The following is a 21,762-nucleotide window of genomic DNA, read 5'->3' on the forward strand; positions in this document are numbered from 1 at the left end:
TCCTCGAGAGGACAAGAGAGAACCCGCGGATCAACCGGGGGAAGATGCGGACAGGTGCGGGGACCGGCTCGCCGGTCCCCGCACCCGTCAGTCGCCGATGACGGCGTCCATCTGGTCGGAATCGGCCATGGCGCCCGCCCACAACCGCAGATCGGTGATCCTCGCGGGGAGGAAGTGACCCCAGGAGGTCGCGCTGAAGCCCTTGCCGGCCGCGAAGTCGCCCGACCCGGGCACGGCGGTGTAGGCCAGGTCGAGGTCGTTGCGCTCGTGGCCGACGTAGAGGCGCACGACCGGCCCGTTCGGCGCCAGGGCGTCGTACACGCCGGTCAGGCGGACCGGGCTGTCGAGGCTGGCCGAGGTGTCGGAGCTCACCCAGGTCTTGGTGCCGTCCTTGCCGACCCGGCCGAAGCGCCAGAAGCCGACCGGGACGGCGACCTCGTTGCCGTCGTCGTCGAGCTGCGTCTCCTTGCCGGTCAGCTCGAACCACAGGCCCCACGACGACCCGTCGGCCGTGCGCTGCCCGGCCACCTGGCCGACGGTCCCGACCGGCTTCGCCAGGATCTTGTCCCGGTCGAGCTCGGCCTTCACGGTCACCGTGAACGAGCCGGTGTCGTCCACGACGGGGCCCGCGGTGGTGGCGGCGTCGTCCACGCCGTCGAGCACCAGGCCCTCGCCGTCCAGCGACGCCCCGCCGGCCAGCGCCAGCGCCCGGCCGTAGCCCGACAGCGAGTCGGGCACCTGCGTCCCGGCGGCGCCCGCCGGGTCCCAGTCCGCCACCAGCTCCACGTCGTTGCGCCCGGACGCCGGGGACTCCGACCGCGCCTCCGTCGCGACCTCCTCCGGGGTCAGGACGCGCTGCCAGGCGGCCACCTCGTCGATCGAGCCCGGGAAGTGGAACTGGAAGACGTCGGCCCACTTGTAGCGGCCGATCTCGAACGGGCCGGTGGCCGACCACACGCCGGACACGGTGGCGGTGCCCTGCGGCAGGCCGTTGACGTAGAAACTCAACTTCTGCGTCGCCGGGTCGTAGCTGCCGGCGAGGTGGGTCCAGACGTTCGCCCTGGAGGTGGCGTTCTTCGAGCAGACCCCGTAGTAGGCCTTGCCCGTCGCCTCGTCCTTGTCCTTGACCCCGAAGCAGAAGGCGCCGTAGTCCTTCTCGTGCCACAGGAGGAACGGGCTGTAGCCGCCCGAGCCGTCCTGCGACAGCACGATGCCGTCGTCGCTCACCTTGTCCAGCCGCACCCAGGCGGCGACGGTGTAGGCCGACCGCGTCTCCAGCACGGGCCCGGACGTCGCCGCGTACGCCGAGGTGCCGTTCAGGCTCACGCCCTTGTCGATCTTCGGGGCGTCCAGCGGCGTGCCGGCGTCGTCGTGCCAGACCTCGCCGCGGCGTCCCCGCGCGTCCCGTACGGCGCCGCCGTAGAGCGTGGCGTCGTGGCGTCCCGTGCCCCGGTCGACGGCCGCGCCGGAGTCCTCGTCGAAGTGCCATCTGCCGACGGGGCCGGCGCCCGCGGCGACCAGGAAGTCGACGGCCGTGGTCGCGCCGTACCTGCCGACGTTGTCCTTGGCCCGCACGTACAGGCTGTAGGTGCCGGAGGCCGGGGGAGTGATCACTGCCTTGGCCGTGGCGCCCGCGACGTCGGACGACCAGGTCGGGCTGGTCGACGCGCGGTACTGGTAGGCGACGTTGCCGGCGTCGCCGGACGCCGGGCCGAAGGTGACGGTCGTGCTCTGGCCCGGCCCGCCGGCGGGCGTGCAACTGGTTGTGGTGCAGGCGGTGTACGGCGCGCCGAGCGTGACCACCGGAGCCTTCGGCGCGGTCGGGTCGACCTTGAAGTAGCACCATCCGGTCGTCGAGCCGTTGGACGGCCCCGCCAGCTGCTTGGTGTAGTTGCTGTAGTAGGAGCGCGTCCACGAGCGGTAGCGGTACAGCACTCCCTCCGACAGCGTCGGCGTGGACGCGGTGACCTTCACGTTGTCGCCGACGTGCCCGGTCGTCGGCCGCTCCATGGTGGTGAAGGCGTCGGTCCAGGTGCCGTCGGCGTTCTTCTTGTCGACGTCCATCGCCGCCCGGAGCATCGCGCCCGACTCGCCGCCCGCGGCGGTCTGCGGGGTGGACGCCAGCGCGGGCGTGGGGTCGGACACGACCGCGGGGGCGGTCTCCTTGGTCTCGCAGACGGTGCCGGAACCGGTGACGAGGCCGATGCCGGTCGGCAGCGCGGGCACCCCCACGTAGTCCACGACGAGCACGGCGTCGTTCCTGAACCGCTTCCAGGCGGAGGTGTCGCCCTCGTCGTGCGCCCGCAGCTCCAGGGTGAGCTTGGAGAACTTGCCCGCCGCGAAGTCCTTCACGGTCGGGGTCAGGTTCTCGTTCGTCTCCTCGGGGTTGTCCTTGAACTCGATCGGCGCGGTCGGCTGGTCCGGGTCGCACGCCGAGCCGCGGCCCGCCGACACGTGGCGGTCCACCATCCAGTCGAGCTCCTTGGGCCGGCCCGACCAGGTCGTCGAGGAGGTGAAGTTGTTCGTCCGGACGAGGTCGACCCACCGGGGGCTGCACTGGAAAGCCCAGGGCTCGGTGACGCGGAACGCCGCGCTCAGCACCTGCTTGCCCTTGAGGCTGGCGGGGGAGAACTGGAAGTACAGCCGTTGGGTGTATCCGGGCCCGCAGTAGTAGCCGTTCCAGGTGCCGCAGTGCCCGACGCCCTCACCCTGGTTGTTGCTGCCGTTGCCCCAGTTGTACGACTTGTAGCCGTCCGAGCGCAGCAGCGTCCTGTCGGTCTCCCCCCAGGTGACGGTCGGATCGATGTAGACGGGGTAGGCCGACTCGTCCTTCTGCCGCAGCAGGCCGGCGTCGGGGACGAGCGTGAGCGTGTCCTCGCCGACCTCGATCGGCAGCTCGGCGTGCCCCGCCCCGGGGGCGGGACCGTCGGCGGCCTGCCCCTCGCCGGCGGGGGCGCTCGTCTCCGGCGTCGCCTGTGGTGTCGTCTCCGGTGCCGTCTCCGCGGCGGGCGCGGATCGGGAGGCGCCGCCCTTGGCCCCCGAGGTGGGGGCGGCCGGCGCGGTGGGGGCGGCGGATGCGCCCGCCGTCCCGTCCTGCCCGGCGGCGGGGTCGCCGGTGGAGTCCCACATCGCGGCGGGAGGCGAGGTGAAGACCTCGGTGGCGTTGCCGTCGGTCGCGGACATGCCGCCCTCCGCGGTCTCCTCCACATCGAGGCCCGACGACCTCACGGCGTACTGGATCCGCGCGAGCGCGGGGTCGGCCGCGGCCTGCGGCGTCTTGACGATCAGGACCTGCCGGAAGCCCTCGGTCGTCGCGGTCATCCTGAGGTCCACGTCCGGCAGCACGTCGGGGTAGGTGGCGTTCGGGCCGTCGAGCACCGGCGCGGGCAGTGCCCCCGGCCACCCCAGCGCGAGCGTCCGGCCGTCCCTGGTCATCGTGACGAGGCTCCCGCCGTCGCCGCCTCCCGAGAAGGAGATGCCCACCGCGGCGGCGACCGGCCCCACGCTGCCGTCATCGCGACGCTCCAGCGTGGCGTCGGGCGGCACCCACGCGCCGTCCGGTCCCTTGACGCGGACGGGGGTGGTCGACTGCTCCAGCCGGAACGACTGGCCGTCGGGATTGGCGTAGGTCGTGGTGAACTCGGTCCGGGCCTCGGTCACCTCCACCGGTTCCCGGAGCTCGGCGGCGCGCGCCTGCGCCAGCCGCCAGCCGCTGAGCCGGCCCGCGTCGGACCCCGTCCGACCTTCCTCCGCCGCCATCGCGGCCGGGGGTGCCCCGGTTCCCACCAGAACACCCGCCACGACCACGGCAGTGAGCGCACGCCAACTCCGCAGTCCGGGAAACCAAAACATGGGTTATCTCCCGTACGAAATCCACAAGATCGCCAACATTAAACGTTTACCGTCACCCCCTGTCAATAAAATCTTTTCGCCCATGCGGGATTTGAGTCATGTTGCTGACATAAAGAGAAAATAAGTGATATTAGGTCGGTAAGTCAGACAAATTGACACTGCGATGCCCAGCGCGTGTGTCCGCGGGCGAGACCTCCGCCTCGAATGTCGCATCGCCGAGCCGGCCGCTCACGGCGCGTGAGGACGGGAGCGTCGATCGCGGAGCGGACCGTGCCGGCCGTCGCCGCGCGTGGGCCGCGGGGCGGACAATGCCGTGCGGCGGGAGAGGAGTGCGCCCGGCGGACCCGGCGGCGCCGCCGGTCGTGACCGGCGGGGGACGCCGCTCCCAGGGTCGCTACCAGGGCATATACCTCGCGTATACCGGCCTCTTCGACGCTCGAGAGAGCCCGCAGAAGGAGACCATGCGACGGGGGCCGCCAGGGCAGGGCATGGCCGGGGGAGGAGTCGGCGGGCACCCCGGCCCACCGAGGCCCGCCAGGGCGACCGGCCTCGCCGGGGGTGACGGTGTTCGAGTTCGACGTTCTCGGGCCGCTGCGGATGAGCCGCGAAGGGACGCCCGTTCCGCTGGGCGCGGCGATGCTGCGCCGCCTGCTGGCGGCCCTGCTGTGCACGCCGGGCAGGCCTGTGGCGGTGCCGGCGCTGATCGAGGCACTGTGGGGGAGCACGCCGCCGCGCAGCGCGCACAAGACCCTGCAGATATACGTGCTGCGGCTGAGGCGGGCGATGGGGGAGCGCGACCGCGTCGTGCACGAGGCCGGCGGTTACGCGGTCGCCGTACTGCCGCCGGAACTGGACGCGCTGCGCTTCCGGGAGTTGGCGGCGGCGGGGCGGGCCGCCAGGAGGAACGCCGATCTGGCGACGGCGGGCATGCTGTTCGAGCGTGCGCTCGGCCTGTGGCGGGGCCCCGCCTACGCCGACGCCGGGGACGTTGCGCCGGTGGCCGACGAGGCCCGGCGGCTGGAGGAGGAGCGGCTGCTGGCCTGGGAGGAACTGGCCGTCGTCGATCTGGCCCGCGGCCGCCACGCGGAGCTGGTGACCGGCCTGACCGAGACGGCCGGGCTGCATCCGTACCGGGAGCGGCTGCACGCCTGCCTGATGCTGGCGCTGAGCCGGGCCGGCCGCCAGGCCGAGGCGCTGGGGGTCTACCGGCGGACGCGGACCGTGCTCGGCGAGGAGCTCGGCGTGGAACCCGGCCGGTTGCTGCGGCGGGTTCACGAGGCGGTCCTGCGGGACGAGGCGACCGGCCCGATCATCGACGAGATCCTCGGGGCGGAGGGGACGGCCTGTGCGGACGAGCACGGCGCGTACCCCCTGTGCGGCGCCGGCGACGACGCCGGGAGCGACGCGGAGGAGCGCCGGGCGGAGGAGTGCCGGGCGGAGGCCGCGACGACCGTGCCGTGCCATCTGCCACCGGACATCGCCGACTTCACCGGCCGCCGGGAGACGGTGGAGTCGCTGCGGCTGTGGCTGGCCGGTGGAGGCGGGCACCCGTCCGCGACGCCGGTGGTGACGCTGTACGGCGGGGCGGGCACCGGCAAGACGACGCTCGCGGTCCACGTCGCGCACCGCCTGCGGGAGACGTTCCCCGACGGCCGGCTCTACGCCGACCTGCGCGGGACCGGCCCGCGACCGGCCGAACCGGCCGAGACCCTGGCGCGGTTCCTGATCGCCCTCGGCGCGGACGCGCGGGCGGTGCCGGACGGGACCGAGGAGCGCGTCGAGCTGTTCCGCACCCTTCTGGCCGATCGCCGCGTGCTGGTCGTGCTCGACGACGCCGCGGGCGAGGAGCAGGTCAGGCCGCTCCTGCCGGGCGGCCCGGGCTGCGCCGTACTGGTGACGGGCAGGCGCGCCCTGGCGGGGCTCAGCGCCCGCGCCGTACGCGTCGGCCCGCTCGACCCGGCATGCGCGTCCGAGCTGCTCGCGCGCGTCGCCGGGCCGGACCGGGTGGCGGCGCGGCCCGCGGTCGCGGCCGAGATCGTCCGGCTCTGCGGTCACCTGCCTCTGGCGATACGGATCGCCGGGGCGAAACTGGCGCTGCGCGAGCACTGGCACCTCGGACACCTGGCGGATCGCCTGCGGGAGGAGCGGCGGCGCCTGGATGAGCTCGCCGTCGGCGACCTGTCGGTCCGGGCCGGGCTGGCCGCCGACTACGACAGGCTCGACGAGACCGCCCGCCGGGCGCTGCGGATGCTCGGCCTGCTCGACGTCCCCGATCTCGCCGCCTGGATGCTCGCCGCGGCCCTCGACGTGCCGGTGCGCGATGCCGAGACATGCGCCGACCTGCTCGTCGACGCCCAGCTCCTCAGCTGCGCGGGCGGCGACGGGAACGGACGGTCCCGCTACCGCCTCCCCGGCCTCGTACGGCTCTTCGCCCGGGAACGCGCCGAGCTGGAGGAGACCGCCGGCGAACTGGACAAGGCGGTCGCCCGCGTCCTCGGCGCGCTGCTCGCGCTGGCGGAGGCGGCTGAAGGCGGCCTGCCGGAGCGAGCGGCCTCCGTCGTCCGCGGCGCGGCCCCCCGGTGGTACGCCGACCCCGCCACGACCAGAGCCCTGGTGGGCGACGCGGCGGCGTGGTTCGACGGCGAGCGGGAGACCCTGCTGGCGGGGGTGGCGCAGGCCTGCCGGCTCGGGATGAGCGAGGCGGCCTGGGAACTGTCCGCCCGCGCGGCCGGCTACTACGCCTTCCGGGGCCACTACCGGGACTGGTCGTCCTCCCACGAGCTGGCGCTGCGGGCGTGCCAGGCCGGCGGCGACCGGTGGGGGGAGGCGGTGATGACACGCGGCCTGGGCCACCTGCGCATGATCGGCGTGGACGTGCGGCGCGGCGTCGACCCGGAGGCGATCGAGGCGGCACTCGCGGTGTTCCTCGCGGCGGGGGAACGGCACGCCGCGCTCGACCTGCTGTGCCTGCGGGCCTTCGCGCTGCACCGCGCGGGCGACCCCGGCCAGGCCCGCGCGCTCGCGGACGAGGCCATGACCATGGCCGCGGAGATCGGCGACGAGCCCGCCCTGAGCCGTCTGTGGTGCCTGCGCGCCGTCGCGGACCGGGAGCAGGGGCTCCACGAGGACGCGGCCGTCTGCGCGGACCACGCGCTCCGCCTGGCCATCCGCGGGAACAGTCTCGTGGCCAGGACCCTCGCCCTGCGGGAGGTGGCCGCCGCCTGCCGCGACCGCACCGCGTTGACGCGCGTCTCCCAGCAGATGGGGGAGGGCCTGCGGATCTGCCGGCGGCGCAACGAGCGGCTGCTCGAGGCGTGCCTCCTGCTCGCCCTCGGTGACCTGTCCCTGCGGTTCGGGCGCCGGGACCCGGCGAAGCTCGTCGCACAGGTGATGCCCGTGTTCGAACAGTACGCGGTCCCGTCAGGACGGGCCACCGGGCTCCGGATCCTGGGGGAGTCCCACCGCCTCGGCGGCCGGGCGGACGAGGCGGTCCGCGCGCTCACCGAGGCGGTGCGCGTCACGCGGGAACTGCACGACCTCCACGAGCAGGCCCTCGCGCTGCGGGCCCTCGGCCGGGCCCAGCGCGACCGCGGCGACGAGGACGCGGCCGTACGGTCCTGGGCGGCGGCCCACCGGCTGTTCCAGCGGCTCGGCGACACCGCCGAGGCCACCGCGACCGCCGTGCTGCTGGCGGACCGGGCGTCCCTCGCCGGAATCCCGATGGCCCGCGTCCACGGCTAGGCAGGTGCTCCGCACCTCTGTCGTCGACCGGCCTCGGCGGCTCGGTTCCCGCTCCGTCCGCAGTGGCGAGCGGGTGTCTCACGACAATCTGCGGACGACGGTGCCAAGCACCTCGCTCACCGGAAGATAACCCCAGTGCCGGGAATCGGCGCTGGTGGGGCCGTCGCCGAGGACCACCAGCCGGCCGGCCGGGACCACGTCGCCCGGCGCGAAGTGCACGCCCGTAGCGGCCTGGGCGGGCACGGTGTCACCCGGCATCGCGGCGACCCGCTTGATCAGCCACTCCGCCCCGCGCGGTCCGGGCACCGGTCTCGGCGAGCCCCTGCCGTCCGCCGAGCCGGTGCCGTCCGCCGAGCCGGTGCCGTCCGGCCGCAGCCGCCGGAAGACCACGACCTGGCCGCGCCGCAGGGCCGGCCGCGCGCCGCGCCGTATGAGCACCCGGTCTCCCGGCTGGTACGTCGGAACCATGCTCGTCCCGGCCACCCGCACCACGACGAAGCGACGCCGGGCCGCGGCAATCCCCGCCGCCACGGCCAGCGACAGCAGGATGACGAGATATCGCATGATCCCCCTTCGTCCTCGTCGGGCGATCGCGATTCTGGACGGCTCCGGTAGCGCCGGGGTAGCGCGACGCCTGCGGCCCTCCACACGACCGGCCGCAACCACGGCGAAGGTCGCACCGCGCATCCTCACAGAGCGGGCGGCCTACCACGCCCGAACCCAGCGAAGGGACAACACATGATCCGCTCTCTGAACCGCCTGGGAGACCGGCTGCTCGAACGGCTCCTCCCCGGCGCGGAAGCCCAGGCCGACACGTGTTACTACGTGGGGCCCGTATCCGGCCCGCCCGGTTACGCGTGCCACCACGAGAAGCACTGCTACCCGAACCCCACCGGCTCCATCTGCGTGAAGTACATCCGTTCGGACTGCGGCACCTGGTACAACGTGGGCTCCTGCTGACGTGGGGTAACAGGTCCCATGGTCTATGCCGTGTTGACTCTGCGGCTCGTGCTGACGGGGGTCTTCCTGGTCTCCGTCCTCACGAAGCTGCGCACGCGGCGGGCTTTCGGTGAATTCACCACGGCGGTACGGCGGCTCGGCGGCCTTCCCGCGCCCCTCGGGGCGCCCGCCGCCGTCGTCGTCGTCACCGTCGAGGCCGGGACCGTCGTCATGCTGGCGGCGCCCGGCCTCGACGGCGACGGCAGGGCGGGCCTCCTGCTCGCGGGGGGCCTGCTCCTCGGGTTCGCCGTGGTCCTGGTGACGGCGCTGCGGCGGGGAACGACCGGACCGTGCCGATGCTTCGGCGGCTCGGACGAGCCGATCGGCCGCCGGCACGTGGCCCGCAACGCCGTGCTCGTCGCGTGTGCCGTCGCCGGAGCCGTCATGACGTCCGCGGCGGGCGGGACGCCCGTCGCGCCGCCCGCCGCCGCGCTCTGCCTGCTCGGGGCCTCGGTCGCCGTCGGCGCCGTCGTGCTCCTCGACGACCTGGTCCACCTCTTCCGCTGACCCCAGCCGCGTCCCGCCCTGCACAGAAGGGAAGCCCCCATGGCCGTCCTGGTCGCCGCCGTGATCCTCCTCGGCGGGCTCGTCCTGGTGAACCTGCTCCTCACCACGGCGATCATCCGGAAGCTGCGAACGCTCGACAAGGAGTCGTCCCTCGGCAGGGAGGTTCCCGAGCTCGGACTCGCCGCGGGCGCCGAGGTTCCCTCCTTCTCCGCGGTCACGGTCGCGGACACGAAGGTCGGCTCGGGCGACTTCGCGGGCGAGCGTACCCTCGTCGGGTTCTTCAGCACCGACTGCCGGCACTGCCTGCCCAAGGCGCCCGCCTTCGTCGCGGCCGCCCGCGACGCCGCCGCCGACGGCGTACGGACCCTGGCGGTGGTCGTCGTCGGCGGAGAGGAACCCGCGAAGCTGCTCGCCGCGCTGGCGGACGAGGTGAGCGTGGTGGTGGAGAGCGAGGGGGGAACGATGTCGAGCGCGTTCGCGGTCGCGGGTTTCCCCTCGTTCTTCCTCGTCGGACCCGGCGTCACCGTCGACGCCAGCGGTCATGAGCCGGAGCGGCTGCTGGCCGCGCCGTCCCGGACCTGACCGGGGTGAGGTCCCGGATCGAGCCGCTGCTGCTCACCCTGGCGCTCGTCTGGCGGGCCGGACCCGTGCTCGCGCTGTCCCAGCTCGCCGTGGCGGTCCTGAACGGCGCATCCCCCGTGGCCGTCGCGTGGCTCACGAAGCTCCTGATCGATCGCCTGACGACCGGGTCGAGCCCGGCGACGACGCCCCTGGCCGCCGCACTGGCCGCGCTCGGAGCCCTGACCGCACTGATGCCTCATCTGTCCGGATACGTCCAGCGGGAGCAGCAGCGGCGCATCGCGTGGCACACCAGCGACGACCTGTTCACCGCGGTGTGCCGCATGCAGGGACTGACCAGGCTGGAGAACCCGCGGTTCCACGACCGGCTCCAGATGGCCCAGCAGTCCGCCCAGACCACCCCGCAGCTCGTCACCGAGTCGGCGCTCGGGGTGGTGCGCGGCGGTATCACCATCGCCGGGCTCCTCGGCGCGCTCGCCACGCTCAGCCCGCTCCTGGCGGCCGTCGTGGCCGGGGCCGCCGTGCCCGAACTGGTCATCCAGCTCCGGCTCAGCCGTCACCGCGCACGCCTGCTCTGGGAGATAGCACCCGCGGACCGCCGCCGGGTGTTCTACCAGCTGCTGATGCTCGACCAGCAGGCCGCCAAGGAGATCAGGCTGTTCGGCATCGGCGGCTTCCTGCGCGGGCGCATGCTGGGCGAGCTGGGCACCGCGCAGCGGGCGGAGCGCCGGGTGGACCTGACCGCCATCCGCTACAACGGGGCGCTGACCGTCCTCAGCACGATCATCGCGGGTGCCGCGCTGATCGTGCTGGTCGCCCGGATCGCGGCGGGCCAGGCAGGCATCGGCGACCTGGCCGTCCTCACCGCCGCCGTGGCGGGCACGCAGTCGTCCCTGTCCGGCGTGGTGATCCAGCTGGCCCAGCTGAACGAGGCGCTCGTCCTGGCCGGCCACTACGCCCACGTCGTCACCATCGGGCCGGATCTGCCCGAGCCCGTCTCCGGCGGCGACGTGCCACCGCTACGGCACGGGATCGAGCTCCGCGACGTCTGGTTCCGGTACGACCCAGGCCACCCCTGGGTGCTGCGCGGCCTGAACCTGACCATCCCGTACGGGCGGAGCGTGGCCCTGGTCGGCCTCAACGGCGCGGGCAAGAGCACGATCGTCAAGCTTCTGTGCCGTCTGTACGACCCCGAGCGCGGCAGCGTCCGCTGGGACGGCGCCGACCTGCGCGACCTGCGCGTCGACGAGCTGCGCCGCCGGATCGGCGCGGTGTTCCAGGACTACATGGCCTACGACCTGACCGCGGCCGAGAACGTCGCGGTCGGCGACGTCGGCTCCCTCGACCGGCCGGAACGGATCCACGAGGCGGCCCGCCGGGCGGACGTCCACGACACACTCGCGAGCCTTCCCCGCGGCTACGACACCCTGCTGTCCCGATTCTTCGCCTCGGAACAGGACGGGGACCCCGGCCAGGGCGTGCTGCTGTCCGGGGGGCAGTGGCAGCGCGTCGCCCTCGCCCGCGCGCTCCTCCGCGCGGACACGGCCGACCTGCTCATCCTCGACGAGCCCAGCTCGGGACTCGACCCCGAGGCCGAGTACGCCGTCCACCAGCGGCTGCGCGGCTACCGCAGCGGCCGTACGAGCCTTCTCATCTCGCACCGCCTCAACACGGTGCGCGATGCCGACCACATCGTCGTCCTCGCCGACGGCCGGACAGCCGAGGAGGGCACCCACGACGAGCTGATGGCCCTCGGCGGACAGTACGCCCGCCTGTTCACCCGCCAGGCGGCCGATTTCCAGCTCACGCCGGCCCGGCCCGTCCGCGAGTCCGCTTCGACAGGCCCCGATTGATCGTCGTGCCCTGAACGGCGGGCGACTGGAGGTGGTGACCGATGTCGCCGCCGCCCGTGCGGCTGCCGACTGCTCGCCGACCGGCTGCGGGCGCGTGGACTGTCTCCGCTCACCGCCGCCGCACGGTGTGAGACGATGATCGGCCCCGGACGGTGACGCCGGGAAGCACGGTGACGGGACGCCGACGGAGGGCCTGCGCGGAATGGCTGTCATTCATCACACCACCCTGACCCCCAGCAAGCTGGAGCTGCTCACGTCGTGGCTCCCCGCCCGGCCCTGGTACCAGGCGCCGGGGCGCCTGCCGGAGCTGACGAAGGCCGGCGGCTTCCGGCTCGACGATCCCGAGGGCGAGGTCGGGATGGAGTTCATGGTGGTCAACGACGCGGCCGGCGACCGGCCGGTCTCCTACCACGTCCCGCTCACCTATCGGGGGGCGCCGCTGGAGGGAGCCGAGCACGCCCTCATCGGCACGGCGGAGCACGGGGTCCTGGGCCGGCGATGGATCTACGACGGAACCCACGACCCGGTCCTCCTCGCCCAGCTCCTCGCCGTGTTCCGGGGTGACGCCAAGCCGCAGCACCAGAGCGAGAGCGACACCCCCGATCCCACCGTGACCAGGAGCTTCACCGGAACCCCCGCCTGGGGCCCGATCCTGTCGGCCACCACGGACGACGGGCCGCACGGCACCGACGTCGTCGTGCACACCGCCGCGGACGGCGCGCCGGAGGAGCGGCTGGCCGTGCGCGTGACCCGCGTCCTGAGCCCAGGCGCGCAGGACGCCGCCGAGGCGCGGGGACACATCACGGCCGGATGGCGCCTGCCGGACGATGCCGAGGCCCGCGGGGTGTTCGCCGTCGTCAGGGACGTCTGACCCCGGTCGCGATGGCGACGGCTGCGCCGACGTCGTCTCCCCGGTCTCCGGCGGCCTGGCTCGATCTTGGGGTGGATGACGCAGGATCTCACGCCATGGTGGAGGAGCCGCCACTGCTTATCGCGAAATGGCTGGGTTCGGACCGGCGGGGCCGGCGTCGCCGGGGACCTGGAGGCGGCCCAGGAGCATGAGCAGGAGCTCGTCGACGATCTGGTCGAGGGTGGCGTCGACCCAGCCGACGGCCCAGTCGTGCATCAGGCCGTTGATCGCTCCGATGAAGGCGGCCGCCGTGACGCGGAAGTCGCGGGCGGGGATCTCGCCGCGGCCCGCGGCGTCGTCCAGCTGCTCGCACAGGAAGGCTATCCAGCGGGCCCGGCGGTCCAGGCGCTGCCGGTCCAGACGGGGGCTGACGCCGATGATCTCCACGAAGGCGATGCGGGTGTGGCGCGGGTCGGCGGTGGCTCCGGCGGCGTACGCGCGGAACAGCCGGCTGCAGCGTTCGACGGGCTCCAGGTGCCGAACCTGGGGGAGTACGCCGAGGACGGCCTGCTGCGCGACGTCGTTGACGTACAGGTGCAGCTCGGCCAGCAGGTCCTCCAGCGTGTGGAACTCCTCGTAGAACTGGCGGCTGGACAGCCCGGCGGCGCGGCACACGTCCGTGATCCTGGTGGCGCGGTAGCCGGGCCCGGCGCCGAACAGGTCGAGGGCCGCCTCCAGGAAGCGCCTGCGGCGCTCGGCCTGCCGTTCCGCCGCCGGCCTGCCGCCGTACCGGCCCGCCGCCGGTGTGATCCTGCCCGCCACCGTGTCCTCCGCTCCGTTGTCATGAATTTTGGGCCTTGTAGCGGAGGTCAGACGTGCCTACTATCCAGTAACACAGTCTGAATATCGCAATGTTCAGACTTGTGCGAGTCCACGCGCCGAAGGCGCGCGGGCCCCTCGGCCGGCCATGCTCGCTCACCGCCCACCTCCCACCACCCGGAGGAAGCACATGCACGCTTCGGCCCTCGCACGCCTGCGCAGATCCCTGCTCGCCGCCGCCGTGGTGGTCGGGGGCGCCGTCGTCTGCGGCGTTCCGGCCGCTCCCGCGAGCGCCGCCGACGGACTGCGCGAGGTGATGTTCGTCGGCAACAACTGGGACGGCACCGCGGACGTCATCGAGTCGAGCGGGGACTTCGCCAGGATCGGCCGGATCAACGTCATCCCCGACAAGGCCCGGCGGCTGGCCGAGATCTACCTCAACCCCATCAAGCTGGCCTTCTTCCTGGGCATCCGGCAGGGCCCGGGCGAGGGTCACGACCAGTTCGTCGACGACATGTACGCCACCCCGGACGGCACGGCCATGGTCGTCTCCCGCCCGAGCTTCGCCGACGTGGTGTCCGTCGACCTGACCACCGGCGCGATCCGATGGCGCTTCCCGGTCTCCGGCTTCCGCGCCGACCACATGGCCGTGTCCCCCGACGGGACCCGGGTCGCCGTGTCGGCCTCCACGTCCAACACCGTGCACGTGCTGGACATCGACACCGGCAGGCAGCTCGGCTCGTTCCGCACGGGGGACAAGCCGCACGAGAACGTCTTCACCGGCGGCGGCAGGTACATCTGGAACATGTCGATCGGCGAGGTCGACAACGACTTCGACAGCCCGTCCCAGGACTGGCTGAAGGGCGACCGCCACGTCACGATCGCGGACGCCTCGACGTACAAGGTCGTCAGGACCATCGACATGCGCGACCGGCTGGACGCCTCCGGCCGCAAGGACCTGTCGGACGCGGTGCGGCCCGCCGTCTTCACCCCGGACGAGTCGAAGCTGTATTTCCAGGTCTCGTTCTTCAACGGCTTCGCTGAGTACGACACCGCCACCGACACGATCACCCGGATCAAGACCCTGCCGAAGAACCCGTCCACCAGCGAGGACCGCACCACCTGGGTCAACGACTCCCGGCACCACGGATTGTCGATCAACCCCGCCGGTGACAAGCTCTGCGTCGCCGGGACGATGGACGACTACGCCACCGTCGTCGACCGGGCCACGCTGCGGGAGGGACCGCTGGTGAGCGCGTCCAAGCCCTACTGGGCGACCGTCAGCGGCGACGGACGGGCCTGTGTCATCTCCGAGAGCGGCGCCGACCGGGTCACCGCCATCGACTTCGCGACCGGGCAGAAGATCACCTCGGTGCCGGTCGGCGACCACCCGCAGCGCGTCCGCGTCGCCCGCGTCCCGGCCGGCTGGACGCCACCGGCCGCGGGCTGAGGCCCTCCCGGGTGCCGGGACGGACGGTCCGTCCCGGCACCACCGGGCGTGCTCCCCGGGTCAGGCGTCCTCGTCCACCTGGATGGCGGCGGCGGGGCAGACGGCGGCGGCCTCGCGGACCGCGGTGTGCAGGTCCGCGGCGGGCTCGGGCTCCAGCAGGACGACGACGCCGTCCTCGTCGCGCTGGTCGAACACCTCCGGCGCGATCAGCGCGCACTGCCCGGCGCCACAGCACTTCCCCTCGTCGACGACGACCTTCATGTCCATGTCCTCCTTGCCGATCGGGCCACTGTGGTCAGGGATCACCAGCGGACCGGGACCTCGCGCAGGCCGCCGACGGCGAGCCCCTCCACGCGTTCCAGCTCCTCCACGGGCACGGCCAGCTCCAGCGTCGGCAGCCGGCGCAGCAGCACCTCCAGGACGACCTGCAACTCGGTGCGGGCCAGTGCCTGCCCCAGGCAGGAGTGGGCGCCGGAGCCGAAGGCCAGGTGGGGGTTCGGGCTTCGGGTCAGGTCCATCTCGCCGGCGTTCTCGAAGGCGGTCTCGTCGCGGTTGGCGGCGGCCATGCTGCACACCACGGTCGTGCCGCGGGGCAGGACCGTGCCGCTGACCTCGGTCTCCGCGTTCAGATAACGGGGCAGGCCGAAGCCGGAGTTGGCGTCGAAGCGCAGCGACTCCTCCACCGTGGTGCGGATCAGGGACGGATCGGCCAGCAGCCGCTCCCACCGGGAGCGGTCGTCGGCCAGCAGCATGGAGACCATCTTCCCGATCATGTTGGCGGTGGTCTCGTGCCCGGCGACCAGCAGCGCCATGCCCGTGACCAGGATCTGGATGTCGGACAGCCCGCCGGTTTCGGGGCCACCGGCCGTGATCAGCTCGCTCAGCAGGTCGTCGCCGGGCTCGGCGCGCTTGGCCGTGACGAGGTCGGACATGTACTGGAAGAACTCGCCCTGGGCGGCCTCGGTCTCGGCCTTGCCGTAGCGGGTCAGGTTGAGCAGCGTGTCGGACCAGTAGGAGAACCGGTCCCGGTCGGCGGCCGGCACGCCGAGCATGTCGCAGATGACGTAGACCGGCAGCGGGAAGCCGAGGCTCGCCCTGAGGTCGCCGGGCGCGCCGCGCTTGACCATGTCGTCCACGAGCTCCTCGGCGATCTGGATCATGGCGGGCCGCAGGGCGTTCATGCGCTTGGCGGTGAACCACCTGCCGACCAGGCGCCGCCAGTGCTGATGCTCCTCGCCGCTGTCCGGGATGATCGTCGTCAGCTCGCTGCTGAACACCCCGCCGCCGTCCGCCGACAACCGGGCGGCGTCGGGTGCGTCGAGCCGGCGGGTGAAGCGCGGGTCGGCCAGCACCTGCTTGACGTCCTCGTACCGGGTCAGCAGCGTCGCCGTGTCGCCGCTGGGCAGCGTGACGTGGGCCACCGGGCACGTGGCGCGCAGCTCGGCCCACTCGGCGGGCGGGTCGAGCGCCGCGTCGTTGGGGATCGGGTAACTCAGGACCCGCTCGTCGGTGCTCATTCGGCATCTCCTCCTGCGAATGGTCGGTCGCCGTGCACCCTCCCGGTCGGAGGGGCGGCGCCTCTCACGTATGCCCGCGTCGGTGTGAAGGCCGGTCGTGCCGGTGCCCGTCCGTGTGCAAACTTCCGTGCGTGCCAGAGCCGGATGTCCCAGGGGCGGTTTCTCCCATCGGGTGTCCGACGGGTGCCTCAGGGGCCGGCGGCGACCGTGCTGCGGGTGTGCGGCACGCGTACGCGCCCCTCCTCGGGGACACGACAACGGGGAGGCGCATGGAGGACGGGTGGACGCGATCACCAGCTGGCTCTGGGGCCTGTCGGGAACGGTGCTGTACGCGGCCGTGGCGGCGCTGGTCTTCGCCGAGGACGCCCTGTTCGTGGGGTTCGTCGTGCCGGGGGAGACGGCCGCCGTCCTGGGCGGCGTGCTCGCCGGTCAGGGCAGGCTGTCGGTGTACTGGCTGGGGCTCGTGGTGACGCTCGCCGCGATAGCCGGCGACAGCGCGGGCTACTTCATCGGCCGCAGCCTCGGCCCCAGGGTCCTGAACGTGCGGGCCCTGCGCCGCCGTCGCCACCGCGTGGAGAGGGCACAGGCGCTGATCCGCCGGTGGGGCCCTCAGGCGGTGTTCTTCGCCCGGTTCACCGCGTTCCTGCGCGCCATGATGCCGACCCTGGCCGGGGTCTCGCGCATGAGCTACCGGCGGTTCTTCCTGTTCAACGTCCTGGGCGGGGTGCTCTGGGGAGTCGGTTACACCCTCCTGGGCTTCTTCGCCGGCGCGGCGTACGAGCAGGTGCGGTCGGCCGTCGGCGGTGTGGTCGCGGCCGTTCTCGCCGCGGTCGTCGTGACCGCCCTGGTCGCGTGGCGCGTCCGGCGGCACCGCGGCAGGCGGTAGGCGGCCATAGGGGTGCGCGGCGTGCGTATAGGGGTGCGCGGCGTGCGGGCCCGTCCATCGGACGGGCCCGCACATCACCGGTGTCCCCCCGGCGCCTACCCGGGTCCGGCCGGAGCGGCTTCGAAGCCGCTCCGCTCTGGTCTGCCGGACCGGGCGGGTCGTCCGTCAGTCCTTGTTCGACTGCCGCCAGTCCCGTACGACGTCGCGGATCTTGTCGAACACGGCCACCGGCGGGCCGACCAGCATGTTCGCGGTGGCGGACTCCCCGGCGCCCGGGTGGGGCCTGGTCGGCGAGATCGCCTCGGCGACCCGGACCGCACCGGCCATGCGGCGCAGCCGCTCGGGGGAGGTCTCCTGACGCAGCCGGGGGAACTCCTCCCGTTCCTCGTGCGTGGCGTGGTCGACGACCGCCTTCTCCAGAGCGGCCAGCCGGGCGTCGAACTCGGGGTGGTCGACGCCGAGGTCGTACAGGTCGGACAGGGCGTGTTTGGCCTCGTCCTCCTCGTGCAGCCGGGCATCGACGACCTCTTCGCCCGCCTTCGACCGCGCCGCCGGGTGCACGACCTGCTCCTCCGCGGCCTCGTGCACCGCCAGCAGCCGTACGAGGTCGTTGAACAGCTCACGCCTGCGCTCGCCCCGCGCGGCGGCGACCTCCGCGAACATGGTCTTGATCTGGTTGTGCTGCGCCAGCAGCAGGTCGATGACGTCCTGTTCCGTAGCAGTGCTCACTGTCGTCACCTTTCGACTCGGAGACTCGGACCCGCCTGCCCGGGCTCGGCCGCCCTACACCCCGCGCCTCGCCCGGACGTTCTCCGTTGAGCCGGAGGGCGTCGTGATGCGTCATAGAGAGCATGAGGATTTCGCGTATCGCGTTGCTGCCGCTGGCGGCTCTGCCCGTCCTGGCCGTCACGGCTCCCGCCGAGGCGGTCACGGCGCCCAGGAAGCTGGTCGTGGAGTTGCGGGAGGAGGGCGGGTTCGCCGGGCTGCGTGACCGCGTGGCCGTCTACACCGACGGCTGCGCCGTGCTGAGCCGCCGCACCGGACCCACCGTCCGCAAATGCCTGACCGCCGCGGAGTGGCGCGGCCTGCGCGGCTCGCTGAAGCACCTGCGGCTCGGCCGCTCCGAGCCCCCGCCGCAGGGGGCCGACTTCCTCGCCTACCGCCTGAACTACAAGGGCCACCGGGCCACCCGCTACACGCTGCCCCCGACCTGGCGACCGGTCGTGAGCAGGCTGGAGAAGGTCCTGGTCAAATACTGGGCGCCCGACTGACCGTCTCGGCTCAGCTGCGCAGGTAGGAGGCTCCGTTGAGATCGACGATCGCGCCGCTGGCCCACTCGGCGGCCGGTGACGCCAGGTACAGGACGGCGGCCGCGATCTCCTCGGGCCTCGCCACTCTCCCGAACGGGCTCTGGGCGCGGATCTCGTCCCCTCGCGGCCCCTTGAGATGCCTCTCGGTCATGTCGGTCTCGACGAAGCCGGGCGCCACGGTCGCCACCGCGATGCCGAGGGGCGCCAGGGCGACGGCGAGCGATTGGCCCAGTGCGTTGAGGCCCGCCTTGCTCGCCCCGTACGCGGGACTGTCGGGCTCGCCGCGGAAGGCGCCGCGCGAGGAGACGTTGACGATCCTGCCGCCGGGAGCCATGTGCCGCACGGCGTTCCAGATGACGTTGGCCGGCCCGGCGAGATTGACGGCCAGCGTCTCGCGCCACACCGCCTGCCACTCCTCGTACGAGGTCTCCATGATCGGGTGGTGCGGGAAGACCCCCGCGTTGTTCACCAGCACGTCGATGCCGCCGAGGGCGGCCGCCGCCTCCTCGACCATCCGCCGCGCCTCGCCGGGATCGGCGATGTCGGCCCGGACGACGGCGTGGCCCGCTCTGGGCAGCTCGGCACGGAGCCGTTCGGCGAGTTCGGGGGAGCCGCGGTGGTGGATCGCGACGCGGTCGCCGGCGGCGGCGAAGGCCACCGCGATCGCCCGTCCGATGCCGCGCGACGCGCCGGTGACGAGGACTGCCCGCTCACTCACAGGAGGAGACTAGCGTCCGGTCGGTCCTGGTTGTCATGGTGTCAGCCGGTCCGTCCTTTCTGTCGCGTCGAGGGTGCGCAGGGGGACCTCCAGCCGGGAGGCGAGCTCGGCCACGCTCGTGCCGTACGTCTCGGCCACCGTGACGCCCTCGGGGCCGATGTGGAAGACGGCGCGGTCGGTGTAGAGGCGGCTCACGCAGGCGAGCCCGGTGAGGGGATAGGTGCACTCGGGGACGAGCTTGGGCGTGCCGTCCTTGGCGAACAGGGTCATCATGACGAACACCTGCTTGGCGCCGGTGGCCAGGTCCATGGCGCCGCCCACGGCGGGGATGGCGTCGGGGGCGCCGGTGTGCCAGTTGGCCAGGTCGCCGCGTCCGGAGACCTGGAACGCGCCGAGCACGCACACGTCGAGGTGGCCGCCGCGCATCATCGCGAAGGAGTCGGCGTGGTGGAAGTACGACGCCCCCGGCAGCTCGGTGACCGGGAACTTGCCGGCGTTGATGAGATCGGGATCGACCTCGTCCCCGTGGGCGGCGGGCCCCATGCCGAGCATGCCGTTCTCGGTGTGCAGGACGACCCCGGAGGCGGCCGGGAGGTGGTCGGCGACCATCGTGGGCTGGCCGATGCCGAGGTTCACGAAGGAACCGGGCGGGATGTCCCGGGCGACGCGCGCGGCGAGCTCGTCGCGCGCGAGGGGGCCGCGGTCCGGGTGCTCCACGGTGCTCACTGGTTTCCCTCCGTCGCGCTCAGGTCCAGGATCCGGTCGACGTAGATGCACGGGGTGACCACGCTCTCGGGGTCCAGCCCGCCGGTCTCGACCACGTGGTGCACCTGCGCGATCGTCAGCGTCGCGGCGGTCGCCATGACGGGACCGAAGTTGCGGGCGGTCTTGCGGTAGACGAGGTTGCCCATCCGGTCGCCGACGTGGGCGCCGATGAGGGCGACGTCCCCTCTGATCGGATACTCCAGCACGTAGTCGCGGCCGTCGATGGTGCGCCTCTCCTTGCCCTCGGCCAGCGGGGTGCCGACCCCGGTGGGGCAGTAGAAGGCGCCGATGCCGGCTCCGGCCGCGCGCATGCGCTCGGCCAGGGTGCCCTGCGGGACGACCTCCAGCTCGATCTTCCCGGAACGGTAGAGGCCGTCGAACACCCACGAGTCGCTTTGCCGGGGGAACGAGCAGATCATCTTGCGCACCCGCCCGGCGGCGAGCAGCGCCGCCAGTCCGGTGTCGCCGTTGCCCGCGTTGTTGCTGACGACGGTCAGGTCGGTCGCGCCCTGCCGGATCAGCGCGTCGATGAGCCCGACGGGCATCCCGGCCAGGCCGAAACCGCCGATCAGGACGGTGGAGCCGTCCGCGACGCCCGCCACGGCCTCGTCGGGGTCGGTGAACACGGCGGTCATGAGGCGCTCACGTTCTCGAGGACGACGGCCAGGCCCTGGCCGACGCCGATGCAGATGGCGGCCACGCCCCACCGCCGGCGGCGTTCGCGCAGCACGTGGGCGAGCGTGCCGAGGACGCGCCCGCCGGAGGCGCCCAGCGGGTGGCCGATGGCGATGGCGCCGCCTCTGGTGTTGACGATTTCGGGATCGACCTTCCAGGCGTCCAGGCACGCCAGCGACTGGACGGCGAACGCCTCGTTCAGCTCGACGGCGCCGACGTCGTCCCAGCCGATGCCGGCCCGGCGCAGCGCCTGGTTGGCGGCCTCGACCGGCGCGTACCCGAACATCTGCGGTTCGAGCGCGCACGCGGCGCGGCCCGCGACACGGGCGATCGGGTCCGCGCCGATCCGGCCGGCGGCGGCCTCCGAGCCGAGCACGACCGCGGAGGCGCCGTCGTTGAGCGGGGAGGCGTTGCCGGCCGTGATGGTGCCGCCGGGACGGAAGGCCGGCTTGAGCCCGGCGAGGATCTCCGGCGTCGTGCCGGGTCTGATCCCCTCGTCCCGGGTCAGGGCGGCGCCCTCGATCGGGACGACCAGGTCGTCGTAGAAGCCGTCGTTCCAGGCCGCGTCGGCCAGCACGTGCGACCGCGCGGCGAAGGCGTCCTGCCGCTCGCGCGAGATCCCGAAGCGCTCCTGAAGCTGCTCGTTGGCCTCGCCGAGGGAGACGGTCCACTCCTTGGGCATCCGCGGGTTCACCAGGCGCCAGCCCAGTGTCGTGGACACGGCCGTCACGTCACCGGCGGGGAAGGCTCGCGACGGTTTGGGCAGCACCCAGGGGGCCCGCGTCATCGACTCCACGCCACCGGTCACGACGACGTCGGCGTCGCCGCTCTCGACGGTCCGGGAACCGATCATGGCGGCGTCCAGGCTCGACCCGCACAGCCGGTTCACCGTGGTTGCGGGCACGGTGACCGGCAGCCCGGACAGCAGCACGGCCATCCGGCCCACGTTGCGGTTGTCCTCGCCCGCGCCGTTGGCGTTGCCCCACACCACGTCGCCGATCTCCGCCGGATCCAGCCCGGGCAGCTTGGCCAGCACACCGCGCAACGCGGTGGCCGCCAGGTCGTCCGGCCGGACGTCGGCGAGTGCCCCGTTGAACCTGCCGAACGGCGTGCGCGCCGCGGCGTAGACGAAGGCCGAGCCCATGACGATCCCTTCTTGTTCGCTATGCGAACGCCGGTTCATTTTGCGAACATTGCGAGCATAGTCCATGCGGTCGACGCGCCACCGGTGCGGGCCGCAA

The 21,762-nt window shown here is 73.0% G+C and carries 19 protein-coding genes; 9 read left to right on the forward strand and 10 right to left on the reverse strand.

Features of this window, described 5'->3' with window-relative positions:
- Positions 1 to 87 precede the first annotated feature (87 nt).
- Positions 88 to 3,786 carry a LamG domain-containing protein gene (locus ACWEQG_RS33060; RefSeq protein ID WP_452290806.1) on the reverse strand — a complete coding sequence of 1,233 codons (3,699 nt, stop codon included), beginning with the start codon at positions 3,784 to 3,786 and terminating at the stop codon, positions 88 to 90.
- Between the two features lie 630 nt (positions 3,787 to 4,416).
- On the opposite strand from ACWEQG_RS33060, the gene ACWEQG_RS33065 reads away from it, so the two are divergent.
- Entirely contained in the window at positions 4,417 to 7,593 is a 3,177-nt protein-coding gene (locus tag ACWEQG_RS33065) for an AfsR/SARP family transcriptional regulator (RefSeq protein ID WP_452290808.1), read from the forward strand.
- A 78-nt stretch (positions 7,594 to 7,671) separates the two neighbouring features.
- On the opposite strand, the gene ACWEQG_RS33070 is transcribed toward ACWEQG_RS33065, so the two are convergent.
- On the reverse strand, positions 7,672 to 8,157 hold the full coding sequence (locus ACWEQG_RS33070; RefSeq protein WP_452290810.1) for a S26 family signal peptidase: 486 nt from the start codon (positions 8,155 to 8,157) through the stop codon (positions 7,672 to 7,674).
- Positions 8,158 to 8,331: 174 nt separating this feature from the next.
- Between ACWEQG_RS33070 and ACWEQG_RS33075 the strand changes: the two genes are divergently transcribed.
- From ACWEQG_RS33075 to ACWEQG_RS33095, 5 genes are all read left to right on the forward strand, one after another.
- Positions 8,332 to 8,553, forward strand: a complete 222-nt coding sequence (locus ACWEQG_RS33075; protein WP_452290812.1) for a hypothetical protein — start codon at positions 8,332 to 8,334, stop codon at positions 8,551 to 8,553.
- Positions 8,554 to 8,583: 30 nt separating this feature from the next.
- A complete protein-coding gene (locus ACWEQG_RS33080) occupies positions 8,584 to 9,099 on the forward strand; it encodes a MauE/DoxX family redox-associated membrane protein (RefSeq protein WP_452290814.1) in 516 nt (171 codons plus the stop codon).
- A 39-nt stretch (positions 9,100 to 9,138) separates the two neighbouring features.
- Positions 9,139 to 9,681 (forward strand): TlpA family protein disulfide reductase, encoded by a 543-nt coding sequence (locus ACWEQG_RS33085; protein WP_452290816.1) that lies wholly within the window; start codon positions 9,139 to 9,141, stop codon positions 9,679 to 9,681.
- Positions 9,682 to 9,686: 5 nt separating this feature from the next.
- Positions 9,687 to 11,531 carry an ABC transporter ATP-binding protein gene (locus ACWEQG_RS33090; RefSeq protein ID WP_452290818.1) on the forward strand — a complete coding sequence of 615 codons (1,845 nt, stop codon included), beginning with the start codon at positions 9,687 to 9,689 and terminating at the stop codon, positions 11,529 to 11,531.
- Positions 11,532 to 11,733: 202 nt separating this feature from the next.
- Positions 11,734 to 12,402, forward strand: a complete 669-nt coding sequence (locus ACWEQG_RS33095) for a maltokinase N-terminal cap-like domain-containing protein (RefSeq protein WP_452290820.1) — start codon at positions 11,734 to 11,736, stop codon at positions 12,400 to 12,402.
- Between the two features lie 117 nt (positions 12,403 to 12,519).
- Here ACWEQG_RS33095 and ACWEQG_RS33100 read toward each other — a convergent pair whose 3' ends face one another.
- Complete coding sequence (locus ACWEQG_RS33100; protein ID WP_452290822.1) at positions 12,520 to 13,203, reverse strand: TetR/AcrR family transcriptional regulator; 684 nt, start codon at positions 13,201 to 13,203, stop codon at positions 12,520 to 12,522.
- Between the two features lie 187 nt (positions 13,204 to 13,390).
- On the opposite strand from ACWEQG_RS33100, the gene ACWEQG_RS33105 reads away from it, so the two are divergent.
- A complete protein-coding gene (locus tag ACWEQG_RS33105; RefSeq protein WP_452290824.1) occupies positions 13,391 to 14,650 on the forward strand; it encodes a YncE family protein in 1,260 nt (419 codons plus the stop codon).
- Between the two features lie 60 nt (positions 14,651 to 14,710).
- Here ACWEQG_RS33105 and ACWEQG_RS33110 read toward each other — a convergent pair whose 3' ends face one another.
- Together ACWEQG_RS33110 and ACWEQG_RS33115 are read right to left on the reverse strand one after the other, a co-directional pair.
- Complete coding sequence (locus tag ACWEQG_RS33110; protein ID WP_452290937.1) at positions 14,711 to 14,911, reverse strand: ferredoxin; 201 nt, start codon at positions 14,909 to 14,911, stop codon at positions 14,711 to 14,713.
- Positions 14,912 to 14,952: 41 nt separating this feature from the next.
- On the reverse strand, positions 14,953 to 16,167 hold the full coding sequence (locus ACWEQG_RS33115; RefSeq protein WP_452290826.1) for a cytochrome P450: 1,215 nt from the start codon (positions 16,165 to 16,167) through the stop codon (positions 14,953 to 14,955).
- Positions 16,168 to 16,447: 280 nt separating this feature from the next.
- Here ACWEQG_RS33115 and ACWEQG_RS33120 point away from each other — a divergent pair, with 280 nt between their 5' ends.
- Positions 16,448 to 17,053: a DedA family protein gene (locus ACWEQG_RS33120; RefSeq protein ID WP_452290828.1), complete on the forward strand. Its 606-nt coding sequence runs from the start codon at positions 16,448 to 16,450 to the stop codon at positions 17,051 to 17,053.
- 165 nt (positions 17,054 to 17,218) lie between these two features.
- Here ACWEQG_RS33120 and ACWEQG_RS33125 read toward each other — a convergent pair whose 3' ends face one another.
- The gene (locus ACWEQG_RS33125) at positions 17,219 to 17,782 is read right to left on the reverse strand and encodes a hemerythrin domain-containing protein (protein WP_452290830.1); all 564 of its coding nucleotides are present in this window, start codon (positions 17,780 to 17,782) and stop codon (positions 17,219 to 17,221) included.
- A 122-nt stretch (positions 17,783 to 17,904) separates the two neighbouring features.
- Here ACWEQG_RS33125 and ACWEQG_RS33130 point away from each other — a divergent pair, with 122 nt between their 5' ends.
- Positions 17,905 to 18,324 (forward strand): hypothetical protein, encoded by a 420-nt coding sequence (locus ACWEQG_RS33130; protein ID WP_452290832.1) that lies wholly within the window; start codon positions 17,905 to 17,907, stop codon positions 18,322 to 18,324.
- Positions 18,325 to 18,334: 10 nt separating this feature from the next.
- On the opposite strand, the gene ACWEQG_RS33135 is transcribed toward ACWEQG_RS33130, so the two are convergent.
- The 4 genes from ACWEQG_RS33135 to ACWEQG_RS33150 are packed head-to-tail and all read right to left on the reverse strand — an operon-like array spanning position 18,335 to position 21,665.
- Entirely contained in the window at positions 18,335 to 19,081 is a 747-nt protein-coding gene (locus ACWEQG_RS33135; protein ID WP_452290834.1) for an SDR family NAD(P)-dependent oxidoreductase, read from the reverse strand.
- A 33-nt stretch (positions 19,082 to 19,114) separates the two neighbouring features.
- Positions 19,115 to 19,807, reverse strand: coding sequence for a 3-oxoacid CoA-transferase subunit B (locus ACWEQG_RS33140; RefSeq protein ID WP_452290836.1), 693 nt, complete (start codon positions 19,805 to 19,807; stop codon positions 19,115 to 19,117).
- The gene (locus tag ACWEQG_RS33145; protein WP_452290838.1) at positions 19,804 to 20,481 is read right to left on the reverse strand and encodes a 3-oxoacid CoA-transferase subunit A; all 678 of its coding nucleotides are present in this window, start codon (positions 20,479 to 20,481) and stop codon (positions 19,804 to 19,806) included. Before ACWEQG_RS33145 ends, ACWEQG_RS33140 begins: the two co-directional genes overlap by 4 nt.
- Entirely contained in the window at positions 20,478 to 21,665 is a 1,188-nt protein-coding gene (locus tag ACWEQG_RS33150) for a thiolase family protein (protein ID WP_452290840.1), read from the reverse strand. Before ACWEQG_RS33150 ends, ACWEQG_RS33145 begins: the two co-directional genes overlap by 4 nt.
- Positions 21,666 to 21,762 lie beyond the last annotated feature (97 nt).

It is taken from the genome of Microbispora sp. NPDC004025 (assembly GCF_053604425.1).

What these genes read in the sequence shown, in the direction of transcription:
- ACWEQG_RS33105 (WP_452290824.1), top strand. Translation starts at nt 13,391, where the DNA reads ATGCACGCTTCGGCCCTCGCACGCCTGCGCAGATCCCTGCTCGCCGCC.
- ACWEQG_RS33150 (WP_452290840.1), bottom strand. Translation starts at nt 21,665, where the DNA reads ATGGGCTCGGCCTTCGTCTACGCCGCGGCGCGCACGCCGTTCGGCAGG.
- ACWEQG_RS33075 (WP_452290812.1), top strand. Translation starts at nt 8,332, where the DNA reads ATGATCCGCTCTCTGAACCGCCTGGGAGACCGGCTGCTCGAACGGCTC.
- ACWEQG_RS33070 (WP_452290810.1), bottom strand. Translation starts at nt 8,157, where the DNA reads ATGCGATATCTCGTCATCCTGCTGTCGCTGGCCGTGGCGGCGGGGATT.
- ACWEQG_RS33145 (WP_452290838.1), bottom strand. Translation starts at nt 20,481, where the DNA reads ATGACCGCCGTGTTCACCGACCCCGACGAGGCCGTGGCGGGCGTCGCG.
- ACWEQG_RS33130 (WP_452290832.1), top strand. Translation starts at nt 17,905, where the DNA reads ATGAGGATTTCGCGTATCGCGTTGCTGCCGCTGGCGGCTCTGCCCGTC.
- ACWEQG_RS33110 (WP_452290937.1), bottom strand. Translation starts at nt 14,911, where the DNA reads ATGAAGGTCGTCGTCGACGAGGGGAAGTGCTGTGGCGCCGGGCAGTGC.
- ACWEQG_RS33115 (WP_452290826.1), bottom strand. Translation starts at nt 16,167, where the DNA reads ATGAGCACCGACGAGCGGGTCCTGAGTTACCCGATCCCCAACGACGCG.
- ACWEQG_RS33085 (WP_452290816.1), top strand. Translation starts at nt 9,139, where the DNA reads ATGGCCGTCCTGGTCGCCGCCGTGATCCTCCTCGGCGGGCTCGTCCTG.
- ACWEQG_RS33095 (WP_452290820.1), top strand. Translation starts at nt 11,734, where the DNA reads ATGGCTGTCATTCATCACACCACCCTGACCCCCAGCAAGCTGGAGCTG.